The organism is Streptomyces sp. NPDC043726 (assembly GCF_056436565.1).
In genome coordinates this window covers 105,739-130,939 of the sequence record NZ_JBWKCI010000003.1, presented here as the reverse complement: position 1 = coordinate 130,939, position 25,201 = coordinate 105,739, and the positions used below count along the sequence as shown (strand labels likewise).

The window sequence follows — 25,201 nt, the reverse complement described above, 5'->3', positions numbered from 1 at the left end:
TCACACTCCGCAGCGTCACCAGTACCCGACCCCGGGAGAGCAAGGCCTGGGGAGGCCACCCAGCGTCGACCGGAGAGAAGAGCGAAGTTGTCCCCGACCAGCGAGACCGCGAAGGGCGGCCGCCGACTCGTCATCGTCGAGTCGCCTGCCAAGGCGAAGACGATCAAGGGCTATCTCGGCCCCGGATACGTTGTCGAGGCGAGCGTCGGGCACATCCGCGACCTCCCCAACGGCGCCGCGGAGGTGCCGGAGAAGTACACCGGCGAGGTTCGCCGACTCGGTGTGGACGTAGAACACGACTTCGAGCCGATCTATGTGGTCAACGCGGACAAGCGGGCCCAGGTCAAGAAGCTCAAGGACCTGCTGAAGGACTCCGACGAGCTCTTCCTCGCCACCGATGAGGACCGCGAGGGCGAGGCCATCGCGTGGCACCTCCAGGAGGTGCTCAAGCCCAAGGTCCCGGTCAAGCGGATGGTCTTCCACGAGATCACCAAGGCCGCGATCCAGGCCGCCGTGGCCAACCCGCGCGAGCTCAACCAGAAGCTGGTCGACGCCCAGGAGACCCGCCGCATCCTCGACCGCCTCTACGGCTACGAGGTCTCGCCGGTCCTGTGGAAGAAGGTCATGCCGCGGCTGTCGGCGGGCCGCGTCCAGTCCGTCGCCACCCGGCTCGTCGTCGAGCGGGAACGCGAGCGCATCGCGTTTCGTTCCGCTGAGTACTGGGACCTGACGGGCACCTTCTCGACCGGCCGCGCGGGAGATCCGTCGGACCCGTCGTCGCTGGTCGCCCGCCTCCAGACCGTCGACGGCAGGCGGGTCGCGCAGGGCCGCGACTTCGACTCCCTGGGACAGCTCAAGAGCGCGAACACCCTCCACCTCGACGAGGCGAACGCCCGCGCCCTGGCCGCCGCCCTGGAGCAGACGCGGTTCGCCGTCCGCTCCGTCGAGTCCAAGCCGTACCGCCGCTCGCCGTACGCCCCCTTCCGTACGACGACGCTGCAGCAGGAAGCCTCGAGGAAGCTCGGCTTCGGCGCCAAGGCGACGATGCAGATCGCGCAGAAGCTGTACGAGAACGGCTTCATCACCTATATGCGTACGGACTCCACGACCCTGAGCGAGACCGCGGTCGCCGCGGCCCGCGCCCAGGTCACGCAGCTGTACGGCGCCGACTACCTGCCCCCCGCCCCGCGCACCTACGCCGGGAAGGTCAAGAACGCGCAGGAGGCGCACGAGGCGATCCGCCCCTCGGGTGATCGTTTCCGCACGCCTGCCGAGACCGGCCTGACCGGCGACCAGTTCCGGCTCTACGAGCTGATCTGGAAGCGGACCGTCGCCTCCCAGATGAAGGACGCGACCGGCAACAGCGTCACCGTGAAGATCGGCGGCACCGCCGCCGACGGCCGGGACGTCGAGTTCAGCGCCTCCGGCAAGACGATCACCTTCCACGGCTTCCTCAAGGCCTACGTCGAGGGCGCCGACGACCCGAACGCCGAACTGGACGACCGCGAGCGCCGGCTGCCCCAGGTCAGCGAGGGCGACGCGCTCAGCGCCGAGGAGATCACGGTCGACGGGCACGCCACCAAGCCCCCGGCCCGCTACACCGAGGCCAGCCTGGTCAAGGAGCTCGAAGAGCGCGAGATCGGCCGCCCGTCGACGTACGCCTCGATCATCGGCACGATCCTCGACCGCGGCTACGTCTTCAAGAAGGGCACGGCCCTCGTGCCGTCCTTCCTGTCCTTCGCCGTGGTCAACCTGCTGGAGAAGCACTTCGGGCGGCTCGTCGACTACGACTTCACCGCCAAGATGGAGGACGACCTCGACCGCATCGCCCGCGGCGAGGCGCAGTCCGTGCCGTGGCTGAAGCGGTTCTACTTCGGCGAGGGCACGGGCGCGGGCGGCGCGGCCGACGCCGGCAACGGCGACGGGGACCACCTCGGCGGCCTCAAGGAGCTGGTGACCGACCTCGGCGCGATCGACGCCCGCGAGGTGTCCTCGTTCCCGGTGGGCAACGACATCGTGCTGCGGGTCGGCCGCTACGGCCCCTACATCGAGCGCGGCGAGAAGGACACCGAGCAGCACCAGCGCGCGGACATCCCGACCGACCTCGCGCCGGACGAGCTGTCCGTGGAGCTGGCGGAGGAACTGCTCGCCAAGCCGAGCGGTGACTTCGAGCTGGGCACCGACCCGGTCAGCGGCAACCAGATCGTCGCCAAGGACGGCCGCTACGGCCCCTACGTCACCGAGATCCTGCCCGAGGGCACCCCGAAGACCGGCAAGAACGCCGTGAAGCCGCGGACGGCCTCGCTGTTCAAGTCGATGTCGCTGGACACGGTGACGCTCGACGACGCCCTGAAGCTGATGTCGCTCCCGCGCGTGGTCGGCGCCGACGCCGAGGGCCAGGAGATCACCGCGCAGAACGGCCGATACGGGCCGTACCTGAAGAAGGGCACGGACTCCCGGTCGCTCCAGACCGAGGACCAGCTCTTCACGATCACCCTCGAAGAGGCGCTGGAGATCTACTCCCAGCCCAAGCAGCGCGGCCGGGCCGCCGCCAAGCCGCCGCTGAAGGAGCTGGGCACCGACCCGGTCAGCGAGAAGCCGGTGGTGGTCAAGGACGGCCGTTTCGGGCCTTACGTCACCGACGGGGAGACCAACGCGACCCTGCGCTCCGGCGACAGCGTCGAGGACATCACCCCCGAGCGCGGCTACGAACTGCTCGCCGAGAAGCGTGCCAAGGCTCCCGCCAAGAAGACGGCGAAGAAGGCCACGACCAAGAAGACCGCCGCCAAGAAGGCTCCGGCCAAGAAGGCGACGGCCGCGAAGAAGACCGCGGCGAAGAAGACGACGACCGCGAAGAAGACGGCCGCCGCCAAGACCGCCGCCGCGAAGAAGACCTCGGCGTCGAAGTCGGCCGCGGAGGACTGAGCCCGAAGCGGCGGGACCCCGGTTCCGCTTCGCGAAACGAACGCCCCGGCATCACTCTTTGGTGTCGGGGCGGGCGTCTGTTCGGACGGCAGCCACGGGCTGTCGGTGGCTCCCGATAGGCTGAAAGCATGACGCGAGCCGAGCAGCCGACGGCCCCCCACCCGGCCCCCGACGAAGCCCTGGCGGCGGACTCCCGCGAACGCGCGGTCCGTTCGCTGCTGCGCCGACCGCAGCTCAGGCGGTTGTGGAGCGCACAGCTCGTGAGCGGGGTGGGGGATGTCCTCGCCCTCCTCGTGCTGGTCCTCCTCGCACTCCAGGCGGCCATCTCCGAGGGCTCGTTCGGCGGTGGGTACCGGGGCGTGGCGTTCGCAGTGGCGACCGTCTTCGGGGCCCGCGTCCTCGCCACGCTGCTCTTCGGCGCCGTACTCCTCGGCCCGCTCACCTCGTTGACCTCCCAGGACGGTCCGCTCGACCGGCGCTGGACCATGGTCGGCGCGGACGGGCTGCGCGCCGCGCTGCTCATCGTCGCGCCGCTGTGGATCGACTGGACGCCGGACAACGCCCTGGCCGTCCTGCTGGTGACCGTCTTCGTGACCGGAGTCGCCGAGCGCTTCTGGACCGTGTGCCGGGAGAGCGCGGCGCCCGCCCTGCTGCCGGGCCCGCCCCCGGAGGGCGCGACGGTACGCCCCCTGCCGGACCACATGGACGCGCTGCGCCGCCTGTCGCTGCGCACCAGCTTCCTGGCGGTGCCCCTCGCGGCCGCCGCGCTGGTCACCGCGGCCCTGTTCAACAACCTGCTGGGCACCGGGATCGACTGGTTCGGCGAGCACCGGGCGGCGCTCGCCTCGTACGTGGCGGCCGGTCTGTTCGCCGCGTCGCTGTCCGTGGTGACCTTCCTGGAACTCCCCGACACCCGCACCCCACGCGCGCGTTCCCCGCTGGAGGGGCTGCGCCGGCCCAAGACGGGCACCGGTGTCGACAAGGGCCGTACCGGCGCGATCCCGCTGCTGGTGCCGGCCTGCGCGGCCGTCGCGGGCGCGGTGTCGGCCTCGGTCGCCGTCTCGGTGCTGCACGCCAAGGACCTCGGCGGCGGCCCGGTGCTGTACGGCCTGATGGTGCTCGCGCTGACCGGCGGAGTCGTCGTCGGCATCCGTACGGCGCCCAAGGTGCTGGTGTCGCTGTCGAGGCGCCGTCTGCTGGCGCTGGCCATCGCGTTCACCGGCGTCGCGCTGCTGGTCGCCGGGCTCGTCCCGGACGTCACCACCGTCCTGCTGGTGCTCGCCCTCGCGGGCGTGTTCGCGGGCGTGGCCGCCAACACCGGTCACACGCTGCTGGACCAGGAGACCGAGGACTTCCGCCGCCCGCGCACGACCGAGCATCTGCACGCGGTCGTACGGGTGTTCGTGGCGCTCGGTGTGCTCGTCGCGCCCGTGGTGGCCGCCGCGATCGGCCCGCACCGGCTGGAGAGCGGCCGGTTCGTGTTCGCGCACGGCGGTGCGGCCTTCACGCTGATGCTGGTCGGCGCGCTGCTGCTGCCGGTGGCCGCGCTGGTACTGGCCAAGGTCGACGACCGGTCCGGAGTGCCGCTGCGGCACGACCTGCGCGACGCGCTGCTCGGCGGCGACGACCCCGAGCCGGCGCCCGCCGGCACCGGTTTCTTCATCGCCCTGGAGGGCGGCGACGGCGCCGGGAAGTCCACCCAGGCCGAGGCGCTCGCCGAGTGGATCAGGGGCAAGGGACACGAGGTCGTCCTCACCCGCGAGCCGGGTGCGACGCCGGTGGGCAAGCGGCTGCGGTCGATCCTGCTGGACGTCTCCAGCGCCGGGCTCTCGCACCGCGCGGAGGCGCTGTTGTACGCCGCCGACCGCGCGGAGCACGTGGACACCGTCGTCCGGCCCGCCCTGGAGCGCGGCGCGGTCGTGATCTCCGACCGGTACATCGACTCCTCGGTGGCCTACCAGGGGGCGGGCCGTGACCTGTCGCCGACGGAGATCGCCCGGATCAACCGCTGGGCCACGGACGGCCTGGTGCCGCATCTGACGGTCCTGCTCGACGTCGACCCGGAGACCGCCCGCGAGCGCTTCACCGAGGCGCCGGACCGGCTGGAGTCGGAGCCCGCGGAGTTCCACGCGCGCGTGCGCTCCGGTTTCCTCACGCTGGCCGCCGCCGACCCCGGGCGCTACCTCGTCGTGGACGCGGTCCAGGAGCCCGAGGCCGTCACCACCGTCGTACGGCACCGGCTCGACCAGCTGCTGCCGCTGTCCGAGGCCGAGATCCAGGCCCGGGAGGAGGCGCGCCGCAAGGCCGAGGAGGAGGCCCGGCTGCGCGCGGAGGCCGAGGCCGCCCGCAAGGCCGAGGAAGAGCGCCTCGAGCGCGAGCGCCAGGAGCAGCTCGCCCGGCTGCGCGCCGAGGAGGAGGAGCGCAAGCGCCGCGAGCTGGAGGAGGCGCAGCGCCGCGAGGCCGAACGGCAGGCGGAGGAGGCCCGGCTGCGCGCCGAGGAGGCCGCACGCCGTGCCGAGGAGGAACGCCAGCGGCTCCTCGCCGAGGAGAAGGCCCGCGCCGAGGAAGAGGCCCGCCGCAAGGCGGAGGAGGAGCGTCGGCGCAGGCAGGCCGAGGAGGAGGCCCGGCTGCGCGCCGAGGCCGACGCGCGGCGCCTGGAGAAGCAGCGCAAGGCGGAGGAGGCCCTGCTGCGGGCCGAGGAGGCACGGCGCCTCGCCGAGCAGGCGGCGGCCGCGGCGGAGGCGGGCCCGAAGCCCGCGGCTCCTGCGGCGCCCACGGCCGGTGTGGACGCGGCGACTGTCCCGACACCCGTCGTGACCCCGACGAACGCCTCGGGCGGCCCGGTGGAGGACACGGCGGTGCTCCCGCGCGCGGGGGCGCGGTCCGCGGGCGGCGACTCCGAGGTCACGGCGGAACTGCCGCAGCCGGGGGACGGCCCTGGTGGGGCGCGGGGGGCTGCGGACCGGGGGCGGGGAGCTTGGGGTCAGGACCGGGGAGGCTCGGGTCAGGAACGGGGAGGCTCGGGGCAGGACCGGGGAGCCTCGGGGCAGGACCGGGGAGGCTCGGATCGGACGCCGGGGGCTGGAGACCCGGGGGCGCGAGCCGCCGGTGAGGTGCCGGGGGTCGGGGGCCTTGGGCCAGGAGCCGCCGGTCAGGTGCCGGGGGCTGGAGACCGGGTGCCGGGAGCCGCTGGTCAGGTGCCGGGGGCCGGGGACGCGGTGACGGGTGCCCCGGATGAGACCGCGGTGCTGCCTCCGGTGCGTGTGGAGGGGGCTGCCGACGAGACGGCCGTGCTGCCTCCGGTGCGTGCGGAGAGGGCTGCGGATGAGACGGCCGTGCTGCCTCCGGTGCGTCCGGCTGCGGGCGGGGACGACGAGACCACGGTTCTGCCTCAGGTGGATCCGAGGGCCGCGGACGAGACAGCGGTGCTGCCTCCCGTACGGGGTGAGGATCCCGCGGACCGGGTGCCGCCGGGCTTCTTCCGCGACGAGCGACGACCGGAGGGTGAGCGACGACCGGAGGGTGAGCGACGGCCGGAGGGTGAGCGACGGCCGGAGGGAGCGGACGACCGCACCCGCGAGCTGCCGCAGGTCGACCCGCAGGCCGACGAGCCGGAGGCGCGCCGGCGTCGGCGCCCTCGGTCGGACTGGGCCGAGGAGACCCCGCTGGACGACCTCCCGTCTCTGGCGGACGAGTTGCTGGGCCCGCGGGACGACGAGCACGACGACGGGCGGGGGCGCGGGAGGCGCTGAGCCGACCGCGTCGTAGGACCGTTGCAGCGGCGGCCGTAACCCGGTCGCCGCTTGGCGTTGGTGTCGGCCTCGGCAAGGGCACCGACGTGGCAGCGGCCCGCCGTTGTCAGTGCCGCCCCCCACAATGGAGGGCGTACCGCGACATGTGGACGGAAGGGCGGCGGGTGTCATGACCGTGTGGGACGACCTGGTGGGGCAGGAGAAGGTGAGCGAGCAGCTCACCGCCGCTGCCCGGGACGCCGACGCCCTGGTCACCGCCGCCGCCACCGATTCCCCGCCGCCGGAGGCGTCGAAGATGACGCACGCCTGGCTGTTCACCGGCCCCCCCGGTGCCGGCCGGACCCAGGCGGCCCGGGCCTTCGCCGCCGCGCTCCAGTGCGTCAGCCCCGACCGAGCCCTCGGCGGAGCCCCCGGCTGCGGCTTCTGCGACGGCTGTCATACGGCTCTCGTCGGCACCCATGCCGACGTCACGACCGTCGCCGCCGTGGGCACCCAGATCCTGGCCGACGACATGCGGGACACCGTCCGCAAGTCGTTCACCTCGCCGGCGAACGGCCGCTGGCAGGTCATCCTCGTCGAGGACGCCGAGCGGCTGAACGAGAAGTCGGCCAACGCCGTCCTGAAGGCCGTGGAGGAACCCGCCCCCCGCACGGTCTGGCTGCTCTGCGCCCCCTCCATCGAGGACGTGCTGCCCACGATCCGCTCCCGCTGCCGCCACCTGAACCTGCGCACGCCCTCGGTCGACGCCGTGGCCGACATGCTCGTACGGCGGGAAGGCATCGAGCCCGCGGTCGCCGCCGCCGCGGCCCGCGCCACCCAGGGCCACGTCGACCGCGCGCGCCGACTGGCCACGGACCCCGCCGCCCGCGAGCGCCGGGCCTCCGTGCTGAAGCTGCCGCTGCGCGTCGACGACATCGGCGGCTGCCTCAAGGCCGCGCAGGAACTCGTCGACGCGGCGGCCGAGGACGCCAAGCAGCTCGCCGAGGAGATGGACGGCAAGGAGACCGAGGAGCTGAAGGCGGCCCTCGGCGCGGCCCAGGGCGGCCGGCTCCCGCGCGGCACGGCGGGCGTGATGAAGGACCTGGAGGACAAGCAGAAGCGACGGCGCACCCGTACGCAGCGCGACAGCCTCGACCTCGCCCTGACCGACCTCACCGCCTTCTATCGGGACGTCCTCGCCCTCCAGCTCGGCTCCAGGGTGGCCATGGCCAACGAGGACGCCCAGGACGCCTTGGACCGGCTCGCCCGCAGCGGTACCCCGGAGTCCACCCTGCGCCGTATCGAGGCCATCGCCGCGTGCCGGGACGCCCTGGACCGCAATGTGGCGCCGCTGCTGGCGGTGGAGGCGATGACCATGGCGTTGAGAGCGGGCTGAGAACGGGCCGGGAGCGGGCGGAGAGGGCCTCGGAATGCCCAGCGACCGGCGTCCGCCACCCCGCGATCAACGACAGGTTGACCAGGTAATCCGTACGAGCCGTGACCTGCACGGAGGGCATCCGAGCGGCTGCGCAGAGTTACGCTCGACCGATGCACCTCAGGCGCCCCCACCCGACCCGCACACCCGGCTCCCGGTCCTCTCGTCCCCACGCCCGCCCTCGTCCCCACGGAGCCCGCGCGGCGGGTGCCCTGCTCGCCGTCGCCGCGCTGGTGGTCTCGGCGTGTTCCACGGGCGGCTCGACGAGTTCCGCGAGCCCGGCCGCGGAGGCCGCACTCGCCGCGCTGCCGCAGGCGACGCCCGACGCGCTCGCGCCGTACTACGGGCAGAAGCTGAACTGGCGCGACTGCGGGGTCCCCGGCTTCGAGTGCGCCACCCTGAGGGCCCCGCTCGACTACGCGGAGCCGGAGGGAGCCGAGGTCCGGCTGGCCGTCTCCCGCAAGAAGGCCACCGGACCGGGCAAGCGGATCGGATCACTGCTGGTCAACCCGGGCGGACCGGGGGGTTCGGCGGTCGGCTACCTCCAGGCGTACGCCGGGATCGGCTACCCCGCCGAGGTCCGCGCCCGCTACGACATGGTGGCGCTCGACCCGCGTGGCGTCGCTCGCAGTGAACCCGTGGAATGCCTGGACGGGCCCGCCATGGACACGTACACGCAGACGGACATCACGCCCGACGACGCCGCGGAGACGGCCGAACTGGTGGCGGCGTACCAGAAGTTCGCCGAGGGCTGCGGCGCGCACTCGCCGAAGCTGCTGCGCCATGTGTCCACCGTCGAGGCGGCCCGGGACATGGACATCCTGCGTGCCGTGCTGGGCGACGAGCGGCTGAACTACGTGGGGGCGTCGTACGGCACCTTCCTCGGGGCGACGTACGCGGGACTCTTCCCGAAGCGCGCCGGCCGTCTGGTGCTGGACGGCGCGATGGACCCCTCCCTGCCCGCCCGCCGGATGAACCTCGACCAGACGGCGGGGTTCGAGACGGCGTTCCGGGCGTTCGCGCGGGACTGCGTCCAGCAGCCGGACTGCCCGCTCGGCACGAGGGCCGACCGGGTCGGCGCCAACCTCAAGGCGTTCTTCGGGAAGCTCGACGGCCGGCCGATCCCCACCGGTGACGTGGACGGCCGCAAGCTCGGTGAGTCCCTCGCCACCATCGGCGTGATCGCGGCGATGTACGACGAGGCGGCCTGGGCACAGCTGCGGGAGGCGCTGACCTCGGCGATGAAGGAGAACGACGGCGCGGGGCTGCTGGTCCTCGCGGACAGCTACTACGAGCGGGACGCCGAGGGCCGCTACGCGAACCTGATGTTCGCCAACGCCGCCGTGAACTGCCTGGACCTTCCGGCCGCCTTCGACACCCCCGAGCAGGTGGGGGCGGCGCTGCCCGCCTTCGAGAAGGCGTCCCCCGTCTTCGGCGAGGGCCTCTCCTGGGCCTCCCTGAACTGCGCGTACTGGCCGGTGGCCGCCACGGGCGCACCGCACCGCATCGAGGCGAAGGGGGCGGCGCCGATCGTGGTGGTCGGCACCACCCGCGACCCGGCGACCCCGTACCGCTGGGCCCGCTCCCTGGCCGCCCAGCTCTCCTCGGCCCGCCTCCTCACCTACGAGGGCGACGGCCACACGGCGTACGGCCGGGGCAGCGACTGTGTCGACCGCACGATCAACGCGTACCTCCTGCGGGGGACCCCGCCGACGGACAAGAAGCGCTGCTCATAGCCCTGCCACCAGCCCCGGAGGGGGTGCCTCCGGCCCTGGTGCGGAGCACCCCCGGAAACTGTGTAGACTTACCGACGTTGCTGATCGCACCATAGTGCGGACAGTGCGCCGCCTTAGCTCAGATGGCCAGAGCAACGCACTCGTAATGCGTAGGTCTCGGGTTCGAATCCCGAAGGCGGCTCTTTTCAGGACCAGGTCAGATCTCCTCTGACCTGGTCTTTTTTCGTTGGGTCGGGGGGAAGCGGCAGGCGGGCCGGTCCGGCGGGGCGTCGGTGGCAGCGAGGTCGGCGTTGGCTGCCGCCCGACGGCCCCGCACGGGGTGGCTTCCTACGCGGCGTCGTCGAAGAAGCCGCTACGGCCTATGCGGTAGGCGAGTTGGGCGCGGCTGCGGCTGCCGAAGAGGTCGGAGGCCCAGCGCATGTGGTTGGTGACGCTGCGGACGCTCATGCCGAGCCGGGACGCGATGACCGTGTCCGTGTGGCCGTCGATCATCAGCTGGAGCACGGCGCGGCGGATGTCGTTCGTCACGGTCGGGGTCAGATGGCTGAGCGTGTTCGGCTGGATGGGCGCCGCCCGCTGCCAGATGTGGTGGAAGATGCCCACCAGGTAGCGGACGACTCCCGGATGTTCGATGGCCAGGGCGAGGTCCGCGCGCTCCGATTCGGGATCCGGTACGAAGGCGATCTGCCGGTCGCAGATGATCAGCCGGTCGAAGACCTCGTCCACCGTGCGGATCTCGCCGCCCGCCCGGCAGATCTCCTCCGCGTAGGCGAGCGTCGGCGCGTGAGAACGAATCGTGTGCTGGTAGATGGTCTTCTGCTCCACCCCGCGCGCGAGGGCGCTGAGGTCGTCGGGCAGGGCCTTCTGCAGCAGTTCCTGCGGGCGCCCGCCGCCCGGCTGGGCGGTCAGCAGTTCCCGTCGGCAGGCCCGGACGGACGCCGACAGGGTGGCGCTGATGGCCTCGGCGCCCTGGACCTCGCGGATCAGCGGGGAGTTCTGCCGCCCGTAGCTGTCCAGATAGGCGCGCTCCGCCCGGGACAGCGAGGCCCGGACGGCCTCCAGCGTCCGCTGCTGGTCCGCGATGCTCCGCTCCAGGCGGCTCATCCGGGACGCTCCCGCCGTACGGGGCGCGATGGGCGTGAGCTTGCCGCCCGGCAACTCCTTGATGAGACCGAGGTCCAGCAGGCAGCGGGGAGCGTTCCCCGGGACCGCGGAGCCGCCGAGTGCATCGGAGTAGTAAGCGAGGCCTTCCTCGCAGATCTCGACCGGCCCCTTATCGCCTGTGTCATCATCTGTGCACATATATCCCCCCTACCGGTTCGCGCATTGCCTGTTCATGCTGCCAAAGGCCGTTTCCACAGGTCGGAGCCGCCCTGCATGCTGTTGGAGGTCCAGAGGGGATCCGCCAGTACCGCTGCGGATATGGACCTTCGGAAAGCAGAGGTTGACATGTCCAAGGTGTGGCTCCGCTACGCCCTGAGCGCCCTCGCGGCGCTCGCCATCGCCGGACTCGCCGGAGCCGGTGCCGACTTCGGGCCGGCCGCCGTCGCGGGGGACTCCCAGTGGGGGCGCAGCGTCCTGGCGGGGGACTCCCAGTGGGGGATCGTCACCCCGCGGGCCGCGCAGGGGGACTTTGCCGCGACGCAAGGCGAGACCGGCTCCCTCTGATCGTGATCTGAGTTCACCGCCCGGTCCGCCGTCGTACGAGCGGGGCCGAATCCGGCACGCCACATCGGGGTGCCGGGCGGCGAGCCGGTCTTATTTGTCATGCGCCGAACAAAAAATCATCGGGCGCTGAGCAACGGATGCGCTGAGCAAGCGATGCGCTGAGCAATCGCCATGCGCTGAACAAGCACAGCGCTCAGGAGAAGGACGAGGGGGGACAGGTCCGTGTGGCGGAGCCTCTACAAGGAGGCCATCGAGCCCGAGGCGCTCTTCGAGGTGGCGCACGTGGACGCCCTCATGGAGCAGGTGGCCGGGGCGGGGCAGGGGCAGCGGGACACCGACTCCCTGAAGCAGGTCCTCGACCGGGTGACCCGGCACCGCGAGGACGCCGCCCACGCCGCTCAGCTGGCGCGGGCGGCGGACGAGGGCGAACAGGCCCTCGAGCAGGTCATCCGCAGTCTGCTGATCGAGGCGCTGCCGATGGCGTCCGTACTCGGCGCCTGTCTGCAGGGCCTGAGCGCCCCGGGGGTCTTCGAGGACGACCTGCAGCTCCAGGCGCTGGCACTGCTCGCCGACGACATCGGGGTCGGCAGCCCCCGGGCCTCCCGGTTCGACGAGTACCGGCTGCTCCTGGAGCGGGAGTTGCTCAACGAGAACTCGCTGCCGGCCGAGGAGCTGGCCAGCGTCGCGGCCATCCACGACGACATGTTCGCGCTGCCCGCCGTGCTGCTCGCGATGACGCGGCGCAGTGACGCGTACTTCTTCGAACTCATCGGCGCGGACCTCGCCTGGCGCACCCTCGGCCCGCTGCCGGCGCTCGCGGCGCTGCGTCCCTACCGCGAGTCCGCCGTCGACTGGTCGCGGCTGGACCTCGGCACCGCGTCGGGACGTACCGACGTGACGGACCCGCGTGCCCAGTGCGCCGAGGTGGCCGAGCTGTGCGCCGACACCGTGCCCGGGGCGCAGGAGCGCATCGTGCGCGGAGCCGCCTGGCTCGCGGCCGCGCTGGAGCGGTGGAACGCCGCGCTGCTGGACCGTTGCGCCGCGGCGCTGGACCCCGAGCGGGCCATGGCCGAGCTCATCCAGCGGCGCGCCCGTGAAGCGGCGGTGTACCACCACGAGTTCAAGCTCGACGGACGCGCGCTGTCGGACTGGCTGCGCGAGGCGCAGGTCGCCCCGCTGCCGCTGGTGCGGGCCCTGGCGGACAGCCTTCTGGTACGGCCGGGCGACCACGCCCGCAGCCCCCTGGTGCGGGGTCTGATCGGACCGCGGGGCCGCATGTTCCGTATCTTCAGCCCGCAGGACCTCACCATCATCCACCGGTGGATCGACGGCCTTCCCGCCGAGCGCGGCGACGGGTCGGGGGACGACGTCCAGGCTTCGGCCTACCCCGCCCCCTCGCCTCGTCCGACGGCCGGGGAGGACGCCGGGACCGGCTCGGCGCCCATGGGGCTGCGCGAGGCGTACTTCCAGCTCCAGGGCAGGGCACTGTCCCCCCGTACCCGCGCCTACGCGGTGGACTACGTACAGCGCTGGCTGCGGGCCAGCCGCGCGGAGGTGGACCGGGACGGCCGGTCGCTGCCGGCCCAATGGCCCCAGGACGGGCTGCGGCCCTGGCTGCTGGACCAGCACGACCAGCACGACCTCGCCTTCTCCGAGACCGACCCGGACGCGCTGCCCTCGCGTGCGGACGTCATCGACTCCACCGTCCAGCTCGCGCCGCTCACCCTGATCGACGGCTCGTGGCTGCAGGGCTTCACGGACGTCCACCTGGCGTCCTCGCGGATCGGCTTCCCGCTCTTCGAGATCTACTGGGACGAGCTGGGCAACGGGCAGATGCCGCTCAACCACCCGAAGATCTACCGGGACGGGCTGCGGCAGATGGGTGTCGAGCTGCCGCCCACCGGCAGCCGCGCCTTCGCCCACGATGAGCGCGTCCGCGAGGAGTCGCTGCGTCTGCCGGTGTACTGGCTGTGCATCGGCAAGCTGCCCCGCACGTTCCTGCCGGAGATCCTGGGCCTGAACCTGGCCATGGAGCTCTCCGGGGTGGGCGGCAGCTACCGCAGCGCCCGCCGTTTCCTGAAGTACTACGGCTTCAGCACCCGCTTCGTCGACATCCACAACACCATCGACAACGTCTCGACCGGGCACTCCGCCTGGGCGGCGGAGGCCATCGACACGCACCTGCGCCGGATCGCGCCCACCGAGCCCGAGCGGATCCGCGGCGAGTGGGAGCGCGTGCGCGTCGGCTACGCCTCCCTGGCCACCGTGCCGTCCGAGGACGACGGACCGCTGGCCGCGCTGCGCAGTTCCCTGCGCCGGCTCATCCCGGCCGGAGCCGACCGGACACCGCGGGACGTCCGGGCGGCTCAGCCCCTGATGCATCACCCAGCAGTGAAAGTGATCGGTTAGATGCCCTCGTACATCCTCGGAATCTCGGCCTACTACCACGACAGCGCCGCGGCCCTCGTCAAGGACGGAGTCGTCGTCGCCGCCGCGCAGGAGGAGCGGTTCACCCGGGTGCGGCACGACTCCGCGTTCCCCCGGGAGGCGATCCGCTACTGCCTCGACCACGCGGGGATCGCGCTGGGCGACCTCGACCAGGTCGTCTACTACGAAGACCCCGAGCTCAAGTACGAGCGGGTGCGCTCCTCCTTCCGCAGCGCGGGTCCGGGGGGCCTGCGTGCCTTCACCGCGGTGTACCCGGAGTGGCTGCGGTGGAAGCGGAACGCGCTCGGCCGGGTCGAGGAGGAGCTGCTGGCGCTGGGACGGGGCGTCCCGCCCAGGCCGCGCGCCTCCCGTCACCACCAGTCGCACGCGGCCTCGGCGTACTACCCCTCGCCCTTCGACAGCGCCGCTGTCCTCACCATCGACGGCGTCGGCGAGTGGCAGACCACGACCATCTGGCACGGTCGCGGGAACTCCCTCGAACTGGTCAACTCGATCTCCTATCCGCACTCGCTCGGCATGCTGTACTCCGCGTTCACCTACTACTGCGGTTTCAAGGTGGACTCCGGCGAGTACAAGCTGATGGGCCTGGCGCCGTACGGCGAGCCGCGCTACGCCGATCTGATCCGGCGCGAGCTGATCAACCTGCGCCCGGACGGCTCCTTCACCCTCAATCCCCGGTACTTCGAGTACGTGCGGGGCCGGCGCATGGTCGGCGCGGCCTTCGAGGAGCTGTTCGGCGGGCCGATCCGCGAACCCGAGAGTCCGCTGACCCAGCGCGAGTGCGACCTGGCCGCCTCGGTGCAGCTCGTCACCGAGGAGGCTGTCCTGGGGCTCGCCCGGCGGGCGGCCGAGCTGACCGGCGAACGGCGGCTGTGCCTGGCCGGCGGGGTCGCGCTCAACTGCGTGTCCAACGGCAAGCTGAGCCGGACCGGCCTGTTCGACGACATCTGGGTCCAGCCCGCCGCCGGGGACGCGGGGTGCGCTCTCGGCGCCGCCCTCACCGCCGCGGTGCCCGTCTCGGGCCGGCCGCACCTGGGCACGGCCCGGGACGGGATGAGCGGCTCGCTGCTCGGGCCGGGCTACTCCGACGACGAGATCCGCGCCTTCCTCACGGAGAACGGCTACCCGTTCACCGAACTCGCCGACGACCCCGAGTCCCCGGCGAGCGTGTACGCGGCCACCGCCGAGCACCTCTCCGAGGGCGCCGTCATCGGCTGGTTCCAGGACCGGATGGAGTACGGGCCACGCGCCCTGGGCGCCCGGTCCATCCTCGGCGATCCGCGCAACGCCGAGATGCAGAAGACCATGAACCTCAAGATCAAGTTCCGGGAGTCCTTCCGGCCGTTCGCGCCGGCCGTGCTCCGGGAGGACATGGAGAAGTACTTCGACCTCCGGATGGAGAGTCCGTACATGCTCATGGTCTCCGAGATCGCGCAGAGCATCGCGGTGACGCCGGACGACGCCGAGCCGCGCCGGGACCTCGGCAGCATCAACGAGGTGCGCTCGGAGCTGCCGGCCATCACCCACGTGGACCTCTCGGCGCGGGTGCAGAGCGTGGACGAGGACCGCAACCCCGAGTTCACCCGGCTGCTGCGGGCCTTCAGGCAGCGGACCGGCTGCTCCGTCCTCGTCAACACCTCGTTCAACGTGCGCGGCGAACCGATCGTCCGTACGCCGCGGGAGGCGTACCAGTGCTTCATGCGCACCGGCATCGACGTCCTGGTCCTCGGCCGGTTCCTGCTTCGGAAGGCGGACCAGCCGGAGTTCGTCGAGGCCGGCGACTGGCGCGAACTGGTCCCGCTCGACTGAGCCCGCCGGCCACACCTCCGAGGCCGCCCGGCCAGCCCCATCAGACCCCGGAACCAGGAAGAGACCCGAGATGTTCCTGCGGCTCTACGCAGCCCTCGTGTTCATGACCGACTGTCTGCCCGCCGCGCTCCTGCGCCGAGTGTCCGGCACGTCCCGTTTCAGCCCGCGCGCCCACCGCGCCGACACCGCTTGGGAACTGTGATGTCCAGCGTCCTCTACAAGAACATCGGCAAGCAGCCCGTCTGGGCCGACAGCGGCCACGGCGTCTGGCTGGAGGACCGCACGGGCAAGCGCTACCTCGACACCTGCGGCGGAGTGGCCGTCTCCAGCCTCGGCCACCGCCACCCGCGCATCGCCGAGGCCCTGGAGCGGCACGCCCGCGACCTGTCCTGGGCGCACGCCGGAAGCTTCACCACCGCGGCGGCGGAGGAACTGGCCGAGCTGCTGGTCGGCCAGTCCGGCGGCCTGGCCCGCGCGCAGTTCCTCTCCGGGGGGTCCGAGGCGATGGAACTCGCCCTCAAGATCGCCTACCAGTACCACTGCGAGCGCGGGGAGGGCGAGCGGCAGACCGTCATCGCGCGCCGCCAGAGCTTCCACGGCAGCTCGCTGAGCACCCTCGCGATCTCCGGCAACCGCCAGCGCCGCTCGGTCTTCGAACCGCTGCTCGGCCCGGCCGAGTTCGTCTCGCCCTGCTACGCCTACCGCGACCAGCGGGAGGACGAGACGGAGACGGCCTACGCCCAGCGGCTCGCCGACGAACTCGACGCCCGCATCCGGCAGTTGGGGGCCCACCGGGTGGCCGCCTTCGTCCTGGAGACGGTGGTCGGCTCCACCAACGGCGCCGTGCCCCCGGTCGAGGGCTATCTGGCCAAGGTCGCCGAGGTGTGCCGCCGCCACGGCGTCCTGCTGATCCTCGACGAGGTCATGGCCGGCATGGGCCGCACCGGACACCACTACGCCTACCTGGAGGACGGCGTGGTGCCCGACATCGTGGCGGTCGGCAAGGGACTGGCCGCCGGCTACCAGCCGATCTCCGCGGTCCTCGTCTCCACCGCGATCCACGACGTGCTCGGTGACGGCTCGGGTGTGCTGCAGAACGGCCAGACGCACGTCAACCACCCGCTGGCCTGCGCGATCGCGCTGGAGGTGCAGCGCACCATCGTCGACGAGGACCTGCTGACGAACGTCCGGGCCCGTGGCGAACAGCTCCGCAAGGGCCTGCTCGACCGGCTCTCCGGCCACCCGAACGTCGGTGACGTCCGCGGCCGGGGCCTGTTCACCGGCGTGGAGTTCGTCCAGGACCGGGACGGCCGCGCCCCCCTGCTCGGCGGTTCGGCGCTGGTCGGGCGGATGAAGAAGGAGGGCCTGGACCGGGGTCTGCTCCTCTACCCCGGTTACGGCACCGTCGACGGCGAGGCCGGCAACCACGTGCTGTTCGCCCCGCCGTTCGTGGCCACCGAGTCCGACATCGACGAGATGGTGTCCCGCTTCGCCGAGGTCGTGGAGGTCTGCCTGTGACCGCCCTGTTCACCGGGCTCAGCGCCTTCCCGCTGACGCCCGTCACGGACGCCGGGGTGGCCGAGGAGGCGTACGCGGGCCTGGTGTCCCGCCTCGCCGCCGCGGGCGTCGACTCCATCGGGGCGCTCGGCTCCACGGGCAGCTACGCCTACCTCGGCCGCGCCGAACGCGCCCGCGCCGCGAAAGTCGCCGTGGACGCCGCGGACAGGGTCCCTGTCATGGTCGGCATCGGTGCCCTGCGCACCCGCGACGTCCTGGCCCTCGCCGAGGACGCGCAACGCGCGGGGGCGAGCGCGGTGCTGCTGGCCCCGATGACGTACCAGGCGCTCTCCGACGACGAGGTCTTCGGCCTGTACGAGGACGTCACCCGCGAGCTGTCCGTCCCGCTGTGCGTCTACGACAACCCCGGCACCACCCATGTGGACTTCTCGCCGGAGCTGTACGGCCGGATCGCACGGCTGCCGAACGTCGGCTCGATCAAGATCCCGGGAGCCCCGGCCGATCCCGTCCGGGCGAGGGAGCGTGTCGCGGAGATCCGCGCGGCGATCCCCGGCACGGTCACCGTCGGTGTCAGCGGCGACTGGGAGGCGGCGGCCGGGCTGAACGCCGGCTGCGACGGCTGGTACTCGGTCGTCGGCGGACTCTTCCCCGCGGCCGCGCAGGCCCTGACCCGTGCCGCCGCGGCCGGTGACGCCGCTCTGGTCACCCGGCTCTCCGACGCGCTGGAGCCGCTGTGGGCGCTGTTCCGGCGCCACGGCAGCCTGCGGGTGATGTCCGCCGCCGCCGAGCAGCTCGGCCTGATTCCCGCGGACAGCCTGCCCCGCCCGGTGCGGGGCCTGGACGCGACCGCCCGCCGGGAGGTCGCCGCCGCACTCGACCGGGCCGGGCTCGCCCGCTCCGCACAGACCGCCCTCTAAGTCCCACCGGACTCACCCTGATCGACCCAAGGATGTTGAACTCCATGTCCGCGCGAGCCCGACTCACGCCGCAGATGCGGGACTACGAAGCCAAGTTCACCGACGGCGGGGACGTCCGCTGGCTTCCGTACCTCATGTACTTCCACCCCGCCGGCCACCGCTCCAAGACCGTCAACACCGACTCCGTCGGATTCCGGTACGCGCACGACGCCGACGGCCGGCCCCTGTCGGTGGCCGACCACGAGGGCGTCGACTCGGTACGGCTGCTGGCGGGCAGCTCCACCGTCTTCGGCATCGGAGCCGCCGGTGACGACTGGACCCTGCCCTCCCGGCTGACCGTCCACGACCCGCGCCCCGAGCCCTGGCTGAACTTCGGCGGCCGCAGCTTCAACTCCACCCAGGAGGTGCTGCTGCTGACCCTCTACCGGCACCTGCTGCCCAAGGTCGAGGAGATCGTGCTCTTCTCGGGGTTCAACAACCTCGGTCTGGCCCGTCAGCCGCAGTCGCGGCGCGGCGACCACGGCGCCTTCTTCAACTGCAACCAGTTCTTCGACGCGCTGCCCGCCGAGGCCGCCGACTCCGCCTCGATGCTCCAGCGGCTGCGCGGCCTCGGCTCCGCCCGCCCCGCACCGCGGGAGGAGCCCGTCCCCACGCTGGACGAACAGCTCTCCTACGCCACCGACCTGACGCTGCGACACCTGAAGCTGTGGCAGCTCGTCGCCGACGACCTGGGCGCCAAGCTCACCTACGTCCTGCAGCCGCTCGCGGGCTGGGTGCGCCCAAAGGGATCCCCCGAGGAGGAGGAGATCTTCGCCGAGCTGGACGCCATCGGCGGCTTCACCACGGTCTACGGCGACATCCTGCGCACCGAGGTCAATCTCGACTACGCCGCCCGCATCGAGGCGGGCGCCAAGGAACTGGGGGCCGGCTTCGTCAACCTCAGCCCCGTGCTCGCCGAGGCGCTCGCCGACGACCAGTGGCTGTTCGTCGACCGGATCCACTTCACCGACGCGGGCCACGACTTCGTCGCCCAGCAGCTGCTTCAGCTCATCTAGTGCCGCACCGCACTTCGACCCACCTCAGGCGCAACGGAGTACCCACGTGAAATCCATCATCTCGTTCTTCCGGCGGCTCTTCGGCTCGTCCAAGAAGGCCAAGCCGGATTCCTCGATCTACCCCATGTTCTAGGAGGAGTCCGACATGGCTCACGTAGTTTTCGTCGACAGCACCGGCCCCACGCTCCCGGCCCTCGAATCCGCCAAGGGCATGGGCCACTTCGTGACGTTCGTACGCCCCGAGGACGCCTCCGCGCTTCTGCTGGGCAAGATGCCGAGCGAGCGCCTCGCGGCGGCCCTCGGCCACGCCGACCAGGTGGTCACGATCGACCACCTGGAGGCGGACCTCACCGACTGCCTGCGGCGCATCCACGCCGAGCGGCCGGTCGACGCCGTCCTCACCACCTCCGAGCCCGCCGTGGTCCCCACGGTCAGGGCCGCCGAGGCCCTCGGCATCAGGGCGACGTCCGTGCGGTCCATGGAGACCGCCGTCACCAAGGACCTGTGCCGGGACGCCCTGCGCGCCGCCGGGCTGCGCTCCGCCCGCCACGTCCGGGTGGAGGGCCGCGAGCAGGCGCTCGACGCCGCCCGCGACCTGGGCCTCCCGCTGGTCATCAAGCCCAGCCGCAGCGCCGGCAAGGAAGGCGTCGCGATCGTCCGCACCGAGGACGAACTGCGCGCCTACTTCGACGAGTTGCCCGCCTCCCGCGAGGCGCTGAGCCAGACGCTGGCAACCCTGGTCAGCACCCGGCTGCTCATGGAGGAGTACGTCGAGGGCGTCCTGCACTCGGCCGAGGTCATCGCCCGCGACGGCGAGATCGAGGTCTTCATGATCGCCCGGCGTGAGCAGGCCACGCACAATCCGCTGTACGAGGTCGCGGCGGTGCTCCCGGCCGGTCTGACCGACGCCGAGCAGAGCGACGTCGAGGAGTACATGCGGGCCGTCTTCGGCGAACTCGATCTGACCGTCGGTCTGTACCACGTCGAGTTCATCATGAGCGCCGACGGACCCGTCCTGGTCGAGGTCAACGGCCGGATCATGGGCGGCATGGCGCCGTTCGTCTACCGGCACATCACCGGGGACGACCCGTTCCGGCTGCTGGTCCAGGAGCACCTGGGCGAGGAGTTCACCGTCCAGCGGCCGCCCTTCGGCTCGGCGGGCATCTCCATCGCGCTGGGCAGCGTCACCGGCGGTGTGCTTCCCGAGGGTGTGGAGGAGCGCATCGAGAAGATCAAGGAGAAGCACCGTCCGCTGGCGTACTCGCTGAATCTGAGCAGCGGTCAGCACATCCCGCGGCAGCTGGGCAACTTCACGGTCTTCGGGTTCTGCTGCCTGCCCGCCGAGACCACCGAGCAGGCCAGGGCGCGTGGCCTGGAGCTGATCGCGGATCTGGAAGACGCCCTCGGGTTCGAGATCGCGAAGTACGCGCTGTAGCCCAATGGGCCGGGAAGCGGGAGGAATTGTGGAAGCGACGGCAATCGGCGGGAACACCTCGGGCGACCAGTGGGAACGCCTTCCCGCTGACCTGCGCACGGCGTTCACCGAGCGGGCGACGGCCCGGGCCGCGGACGTGTACGACGGAGTGACGGGCTCCAAGGGACCCTGGCGCCCGCTGCGTCCGGTCTTCCTCGACCGGACGCACTACACGGAACTCGGATCGGTCTCGCGGCACCTGATGGAGCTGGTGCTCCAGGCGTGCCGGCGCCGGGCCGGCACAGCCGGGGAGCTGATGGCGGCCCTGCGGGTCCCGCCGCGGGACACCCCCCTGGTGCGGCACTCCGATCCCCTCGACGACGACCTGCTCGTCTCCGCCCGCCCGGACATCGTCTACTCCGCGGGTGTGCCCCAGTTCGTCGAGTTCAACATCGACGGGGCGCTCGGCGGAACGCTCCACGCGGACGTCATGGCCCGGCGCTTCACCGACCTGTGCCAGGACCTCGGTGAGGAGGGGGGCGTCACCTTCGGCGCCCCCGACTCCACGGCCGACGGGCGGTCGTCGGTCATCCGCTCCTCCCTCGGCCTGTCCGAGGGGGCCCTGGTCGTCATCCCCGCGTTCAGCAAGGGGACGCCACCAGGCCTCGACGACACCCGGGCGTTCATCGACTGGATGCGGCCCATGTGCGAGAGCGGCCGTCGGCACGGCCTCGACATGGTGGCCTGCGCCATGGACGACCTGGCCCTCGACGGCACGGGCGCGCTGACGCTCGACGGCAGACCGGTGGACGCCGTGTTCCGGCTCTTCCAGTCCGACCAGCCGCCGAGCCCCGGACTGGACGCGCTGACCCGGGCCGTCCTCGCCGACCGGGTGCGCATGCACACCACCGAGGCCGCCTGGCTGCTCAGCGACAAGACGACGCTGGCCTGGCTCTGGTCGGACCTGGACCTGCTCGACCCTGCCGACCGGCGGCTCGTCGAACGTCATGTGCCCTGGACCGCGCTGCTGTCCACACCGGGCGCCGTGCACGGGGAAACGCTCGCCCATGCCCGCGCGCACCGCGAGGAGCTGGTGCTGAAGCCGACCAGCGGCTACGGCGGCACCGGCGTGATGATCGGCCGTACGGTCTCCGAGGCCGCGTGGCAGGGCGCGCTGGACCTGGTGGACCGAGCCGAGCACCCGTACATCATTCAGCGCTTCGCCGAGCCCGACCGCATCGGCATGGAGTTCTCGCACACCGTGACCGGCGAGGTGGAGCGGGCCGACGTCCCCTTCGTCCTCGGTCCGTTCCTGTTCGGCGGCCGCCCCACCGGTGTGCTGCTGCGCCACGGGGTCCCGGCCGGCGGAGAGGTCCTCAACGCCAACCACGGCGCCCGGATGAGCTCGGTGGTACTGGTGGACGGGCTGTGCTGAGCCGACTCAGGTCCGGCGCGGGAACCGCCGGGAAGCAGCCGCTGGGCAAGCCGTTCCGCATATTCCAGTCGGCCGTGGTCTCCTCCGACCTCGCCGATGGGATCTACCGCATCGCGGTGCCGCTGCTGGCCCTCGGCATGACCCGCTCGGCGTTCGCCGTCAGCATGGTCGGCGTCGCCGTCCGGCTGCCCTGGCTCGTCGCCACGCTCCCCGCGGGCGTCGTCACCGACCGCTACGAGCCGCGCACGGTGATGCGCTGGGCCTCGGGGCTGCGCCTGGCCCTCATCACGGTGACCTGCCTGCTGGCGGTGGCCGACCGGCTGCCGCTGTGGCTGCTCACTGTCAGCGCGTTCGCCATCGGCTGCGCCGGCACGTTCGTGGACGTCGGGGCGCAGTCGGCGCTGCCCCGCCTGGTGGAGACCGGGCAACTGCCGCGCGCCAACGCGGTGGTGCAGTCCACCCAGACCTTCCTCGCGCAACTCCTCGGCCCGGCCCTGGGCGGATTCGTCGTCGCGCTGGGGTCCGGGCAGGGCCTGGCCACGGTCTGTGTGCTGTACGCGGTCACCGTGTGGGCGCTCGGCCGGCTCCCCGCCGCGTCGGCGCCCGGCTCGGTGACCGCCGCGGCCGGCGGGGACGCGGCGGCGCCCAAGCGGCCCGTGTCCTTCAAGGCGCTGCGCTTCGAACTCGGCGAGGGCCTGCGCTACTTCCGGCGCCGTCCGGACCTCGGCCGACTCGCCGTCGCCGCCGCGGCGAACAACTTCTCGTACTCCATGTGCCTGACCCTGCTGCCCCTGTGGGCGGTGGCGCCCGGCCGGCTGGGGCTGTCCGAGGCCGCCTACGGCCTGCTGCTGTCCTGCCTGGCCGTCGGCAGCGTCCTCGCGGGCCTGGTCTCCGGCCGCCTGGTCGAGGGCATCGGCCGGGAACCGCTCATGCGGTACGGCGGCCCGGTGCTCGGCCTGTGCTTCCTGGCGCTCGCGGTACCGAGCGTGCCGGTCGTGGCCGCGGGACTGTTCTGCTACGGCCTCGTCGTCATCGTCTGGAACGTGGCGATCGTGTCCTACCGCCAGACCACCATCCCGCCCGCGCTGTTCGGCCGGGTCAACGCCGCCTACCGGTGGATCACCTGGGGTGTCTTCCCGCTCGGCGCCCTGGTCGCCGGGGCGCTCGCCTCGACGGCCGGTCTCGCCTGGGTCTTCCTCGGCGCCGGAGTGGTGCCGCTGCTGGCAGCCGTCGTCCTGCCCGCCAACCGCACGTTCACCGATCCCGACCCGGCCGACGACGCTCCCGTCCCGGCCGGAACGACCGCCGACGACTGACCGCAAGCAAGGGGGAACAAGCAGGTGGAGCAGGCCATCATCTCCGGTGTCGCGCACGACACCTCCGACGCCAAGATCACGGTCGTGGGTGTGCCGGACCGGCCGGGCGAGGCCGCCGCGATCTTCCGTACCGTCGCGGACGCCCAGGCGGGTGTCGACATGGTGGTGCAGAACGTGTCCGCCGCCACCGGACGGACGGACATCTCCTTCACCCTCCCCAAGGCCGAGGGCCGCAGGGCCGTCGACGCCCTGGAGAGGAACAAGGCCGGCATCGGCTTCGACTCGCTGCGCTACGACGACCAGATCGGCAAGATCTCCCTGGTCGGCGCGGGCATGAAGACCGACCCGGCCGTCACGGCGGACTTCTTCACCGCTCTGTCCGACGCGGGCGTGAACGTCGAGTTGATCTCGACCTCCGAGATCCGCATCTCGGTGGTCACCCGCGCCGAGGACGTGGGCGAGGCCGTGCGCGCCGTGCACACCGCCTTCGGCCTCGACTCGGTCGGCGAATCCGGGGGCGAATCCGGCGGCGAATCCGGGGGCGACCTCGGCGGCGACTTCGGCGGCGACATGGCGGTCGTGCACGGCGGCGACGTGGCCCTCGTCGGGGGAGGCACCGGACGATGACCTCGACTCATGTGGTGCACAGCCTCGCCGAGATCGACGAAGACGCACTGACCCGCCTCACGGCAGGCCGCTCGTTCTACGTCAGCGGCCCCTGGCTGCGCGCCTACGAGCACCTCCGCCGCCCGGACGTCGCCTACGTCACGCACCGGGACGGCGGCGGCAGGCTCGACGGGCTGCTGCCGGTGTACCGGCAGCGTCCGGGCACGCTGGCCCCGTACGACGTCTTCACCGGGTTCCTGCGCTCCGCCGGAGACTTCCGCGCGCGGGACTGGTCGCCGAACCTGGTCCTGGGCCAGAGCGCGGCCTACTCCAACGAGTTCCTGGTCGACCCGGCCGCACCCCGCGCCGAGGCCGCCGGGATCCTCGACGCCCTGCTCCGGGCGGCCGACGGACTGCGCCGGGAATGGGGGTCCCCCGCCACCTCCGCCCTCTATCTGAACGGGGCCGGGACCCGGCAGCTCGAGGACGCCCGCGGAACCGACGGCTCGTTCGTCTGCGACGTCGAGTGCGAGGTCGACATCGAGTGGGACTCCTGGGACGGCTACGTCGGGTATCTGCACTCCCTCGGCCGCAAGCGCTCGGCGGCGGCCCGCCGCGAGACCGAGGTCTTCGCCGAGGCCGGGTACGACGTCTCCGCCGTCCGGCTCGGGGAGTTGCTCGGCACCTCGAATCTGCTCTTCACCAAACTCCAGAGCAAGTACGGCGACAGCACATCGACCGAGGAACGCGCGCGCTACCTTCGCACGCTGACGAGCGAGGTCGACGAATACAGCCATCTCTTCGTCATGCGCTCGGCCGGCGAAGTGCTCGGCGTCTGCCTCACGTTCCTGTGGGGCGACACGGTCTACGTCCGCCAGCTCGGTCTGGACTACGACCGGCTGGCCGGTGCCGCCGAATACTTCAACCTCGCGATCTACGAGCCGATCCGCTTCGCGATCGAGAACTCCTACAAACGCGTCCACTACGGACGCGCGTCCTACGACGCCAAGTTGTTCCGGGGCGCCAAGGCCCGCCCCCTGACCGGCATGTGCTGGTCGGCGACGGCCGGCTCCCCTCATCTTCAGTCCGCGTTCCGGCAGTGGGACAGCGCCCGCCGGAACGCGGCCGCATCGGGCGACCGTTCGCTCCTCCTGGCCACTTTCGGGCCGACCAACTGATTCCTCCTGG

Annotated in this window: 16 protein-coding genes, 1 tRNA gene and 1 pseudogene; 17 read left to right on the top strand and 1 reads right to left on the bottom strand. The window is 72.1% G+C overall.

What is annotated here, in order from left to right; genetic code table 11:
• Nucleotides 1–87: 87 nt before the first annotated feature.
• The 5 genes from topA (at nucleotide 88) to AC068Z_RS09525 (ending at nucleotide 10,008) form a co-directional block, all read left to right on the top strand.
• Nucleotides 88–2,925, top strand: a complete 2,838-nt coding sequence (topA, locus tag AC068Z_RS09545; RefSeq protein ID WP_478553980.1) for a type I DNA topoisomerase — start codon at nucleotides 88–90, stop codon at nucleotides 2,923–2,925.
• 128 nt (nucleotides 2,926–3,053) lie between these two features.
• On the top strand, nucleotides 3,054–6,677 hold the full coding sequence (gene tmk, locus AC068Z_RS09540; protein ID WP_478553978.1) for a dTMP kinase: 3,624 nt from the start codon (nucleotides 3,054–3,056) through the stop codon (nucleotides 6,675–6,677).
• Nucleotides 6,678–6,846: 169 nt separating this feature from the next.
• A complete protein-coding gene (locus tag AC068Z_RS09535) occupies nucleotides 6,847–8,052 on the top strand; it encodes a DNA polymerase III subunit delta' (RefSeq protein ID WP_478553976.1) in 1,206 nt (401 codons plus the stop codon).
• A gap of 152 nt (nucleotides 8,053–8,204) precedes the next feature.
• Complete coding sequence (locus AC068Z_RS09530; RefSeq protein ID WP_478553974.1) at nucleotides 8,205–9,827, top strand: alpha/beta hydrolase; 1,623 nt, start codon at nucleotides 8,205–8,207, stop codon at nucleotides 9,825–9,827.
• Nucleotides 9,828–9,934: 107 nt separating this feature from the next.
• Nucleotides 9,935–10,008: transfer RNA gene (locus AC068Z_RS09525), tRNA-Thr, on the top strand.
• 146 nt (nucleotides 10,009–10,154) lie between these two features.
• Here the strand turns inward: AC068Z_RS09525 and AC068Z_RS09520 are convergent.
• Nucleotides 10,155–11,129, bottom strand: a complete 975-nt coding sequence (locus tag AC068Z_RS09520) for a helix-turn-helix domain-containing protein (protein ID WP_478553972.1) — start codon at nucleotides 11,127–11,129, stop codon at nucleotides 10,155–10,157.
• A gap of 147 nt (nucleotides 11,130–11,276) precedes the next feature.
• On the opposite strand from AC068Z_RS09520, the gene AC068Z_RS09515 reads away from it, so the two are divergent.
• The 12 genes and pseudogenes from AC068Z_RS09515 to AC068Z_RS09460 all read left to right on the top strand — a co-directional run bounded on the left by AC068Z_RS09515 (nucleotide 11,277) and on the right by AC068Z_RS09460 (nucleotide 25,191).
• Nucleotides 11,277–11,495: a hypothetical protein gene (locus AC068Z_RS09515; protein WP_478553970.1), complete on the top strand. Its 219-nt coding sequence runs from the start codon at nucleotides 11,277–11,279 to the stop codon at nucleotides 11,493–11,495.
• 222 nt (nucleotides 11,496–11,717) lie between these two features.
• Nucleotides 11,718–13,904: an iron-containing redox enzyme family protein gene (locus AC068Z_RS09510; RefSeq protein WP_478553968.1), complete on the top strand. Its 2,187-nt coding sequence runs from the start codon at nucleotides 11,718–11,720 to the stop codon at nucleotides 13,902–13,904.
• On the top strand, nucleotides 13,905–15,752 hold the full coding sequence (locus AC068Z_RS09505) for a carbamoyltransferase family protein (protein WP_478553966.1): 1,848 nt from the start codon (nucleotides 13,905–13,907) through the stop codon (nucleotides 15,750–15,752).
• Nucleotides 15,753–15,822: 70 nt separating this feature from the next.
• The gene (locus AC068Z_RS09500; RefSeq protein WP_451722814.1) at nucleotides 15,823–15,954 is read left to right on the top strand and encodes a hypothetical protein; all 132 of its coding nucleotides are present in this window, start codon (nucleotides 15,823–15,825) and stop codon (nucleotides 15,952–15,954) included.
• The gene (locus tag AC068Z_RS09495; RefSeq protein ID WP_478553964.1) at nucleotides 15,954–17,270 is read left to right on the top strand and encodes an aspartate aminotransferase family protein; all 1,317 of its coding nucleotides are present in this window, start codon (nucleotides 15,954–15,956) and stop codon (nucleotides 17,268–17,270) included. The genes AC068Z_RS09500 and AC068Z_RS09495 overlap by 1 nt, the downstream gene beginning before the upstream one ends.
• Nucleotides 17,267–18,187 carry a dihydrodipicolinate synthase family protein gene (locus AC068Z_RS09490; protein ID WP_478553962.1) on the top strand — a complete coding sequence of 307 codons (921 nt, stop codon included), beginning with the start codon at nucleotides 17,267–17,269 and terminating at the stop codon, nucleotides 18,185–18,187. Before AC068Z_RS09495 ends, AC068Z_RS09490 begins: the two co-directional genes overlap by 4 nt.
• Before the next feature lie 44 nt (nucleotides 18,188–18,231).
• Nucleotides 18,232–19,242 (top strand): SGNH/GDSL hydrolase family protein, encoded by a 1,011-nt coding sequence (locus tag AC068Z_RS09485; protein WP_478553960.1) that lies wholly within the window; start codon nucleotides 18,232–18,234, stop codon nucleotides 19,240–19,242.
• 145 nt (nucleotides 19,243–19,387) lie between these two features.
• Entirely contained in the window at nucleotides 19,388–20,677 is a 1,290-nt protein-coding gene (locus AC068Z_RS09480) for an ATP-grasp domain-containing protein (RefSeq protein ID WP_478553958.1), read from the top strand.
• A 28-nt stretch (nucleotides 20,678–20,705) separates the two neighbouring features.
• Nucleotides 20,706–22,091 carry an ATP-grasp domain-containing protein gene (locus AC068Z_RS09475; protein WP_478553956.1) on the top strand — a complete coding sequence of 462 codons (1,386 nt, stop codon included), beginning with the start codon at nucleotides 20,706–20,708 and terminating at the stop codon, nucleotides 22,089–22,091.
• On the top strand, nucleotides 22,085–23,407 hold the full coding sequence (locus tag AC068Z_RS09470; protein ID WP_478553954.1) for an MFS transporter: 1,323 nt from the start codon (nucleotides 22,085–22,087) through the stop codon (nucleotides 23,405–23,407). The genes AC068Z_RS09475 and AC068Z_RS09470 overlap by 7 nt, the downstream gene beginning before the upstream one ends.
• Before the next feature lie 12 nt (nucleotides 23,408–23,419).
• Nucleotides 23,420–23,938 (top strand): annotated as a pseudogene (locus tag AC068Z_RS09465) (ACT domain-containing protein); the annotation flags it as partial.
• Between the two features lie 92 nt (nucleotides 23,939–24,030).
• Nucleotides 24,031–25,191 (top strand): GNAT family N-acetyltransferase, encoded by a 1,161-nt coding sequence (locus AC068Z_RS09460; protein WP_478553952.1) that lies wholly within the window; start codon nucleotides 24,031–24,033, stop codon nucleotides 25,189–25,191.
• The last annotated feature ends 10 nt before the right edge of the window (nucleotides 25,192–25,201 follow it).

Excerpts from the sequence above, each read along its gene's own strand:
- tmk (WP_478553978.1), top strand. The coding sequence starts at position 3,054 with ATGACGCGAGCCGAGCAGCCGACGGCCCCCCACCCGGCCCCCGACGAA.
- AC068Z_RS09535 (WP_478553976.1), top strand. The coding sequence starts at position 6,847 with ATGACCGTGTGGGACGACCTGGTGGGGCAGGAGAAGGTGAGCGAGCAG.
- AC068Z_RS09530 (WP_478553974.1), top strand. The coding sequence starts at position 8,205 with ATGCACCTCAGGCGCCCCCACCCGACCCGCACACCCGGCTCCCGGTCC.
- AC068Z_RS09520 (WP_478553972.1), bottom strand. The coding sequence starts at position 11,129 with ATGTGCACAGATGATGACACAGGCGATAAGGGGCCGGTCGAGATCTGC.
- AC068Z_RS09515 (WP_478553970.1), top strand. The coding sequence starts at position 11,277 with ATGTCCAAGGTGTGGCTCCGCTACGCCCTGAGCGCCCTCGCGGCGCTC.
- AC068Z_RS09505 (WP_478553966.1), top strand. The coding sequence starts at position 13,905 with ATGCCCTCGTACATCCTCGGAATCTCGGCCTACTACCACGACAGCGCC.
- AC068Z_RS09500 (WP_451722814.1), top strand. The coding sequence starts at position 15,823 with ATGTTCCTGCGGCTCTACGCAGCCCTCGTGTTCATGACCGACTGTCTG.
- AC068Z_RS09495 (WP_478553964.1), top strand. The coding sequence starts at position 15,954 with ATGTCCAGCGTCCTCTACAAGAACATCGGCAAGCAGCCCGTCTGGGCC.
- AC068Z_RS09485 (WP_478553960.1), top strand. The coding sequence starts at position 18,232 with ATGTCCGCGCGAGCCCGACTCACGCCGCAGATGCGGGACTACGAAGCC.
- AC068Z_RS09480 (WP_478553958.1), top strand. The coding sequence starts at position 19,388 with ATGGCTCACGTAGTTTTCGTCGACAGCACCGGCCCCACGCTCCCGGCC.
- AC068Z_RS09460 (WP_478553952.1), top strand. The coding sequence starts at position 24,031 with ATGACCTCGACTCATGTGGTGCACAGCCTCGCCGAGATCGACGAAGAC.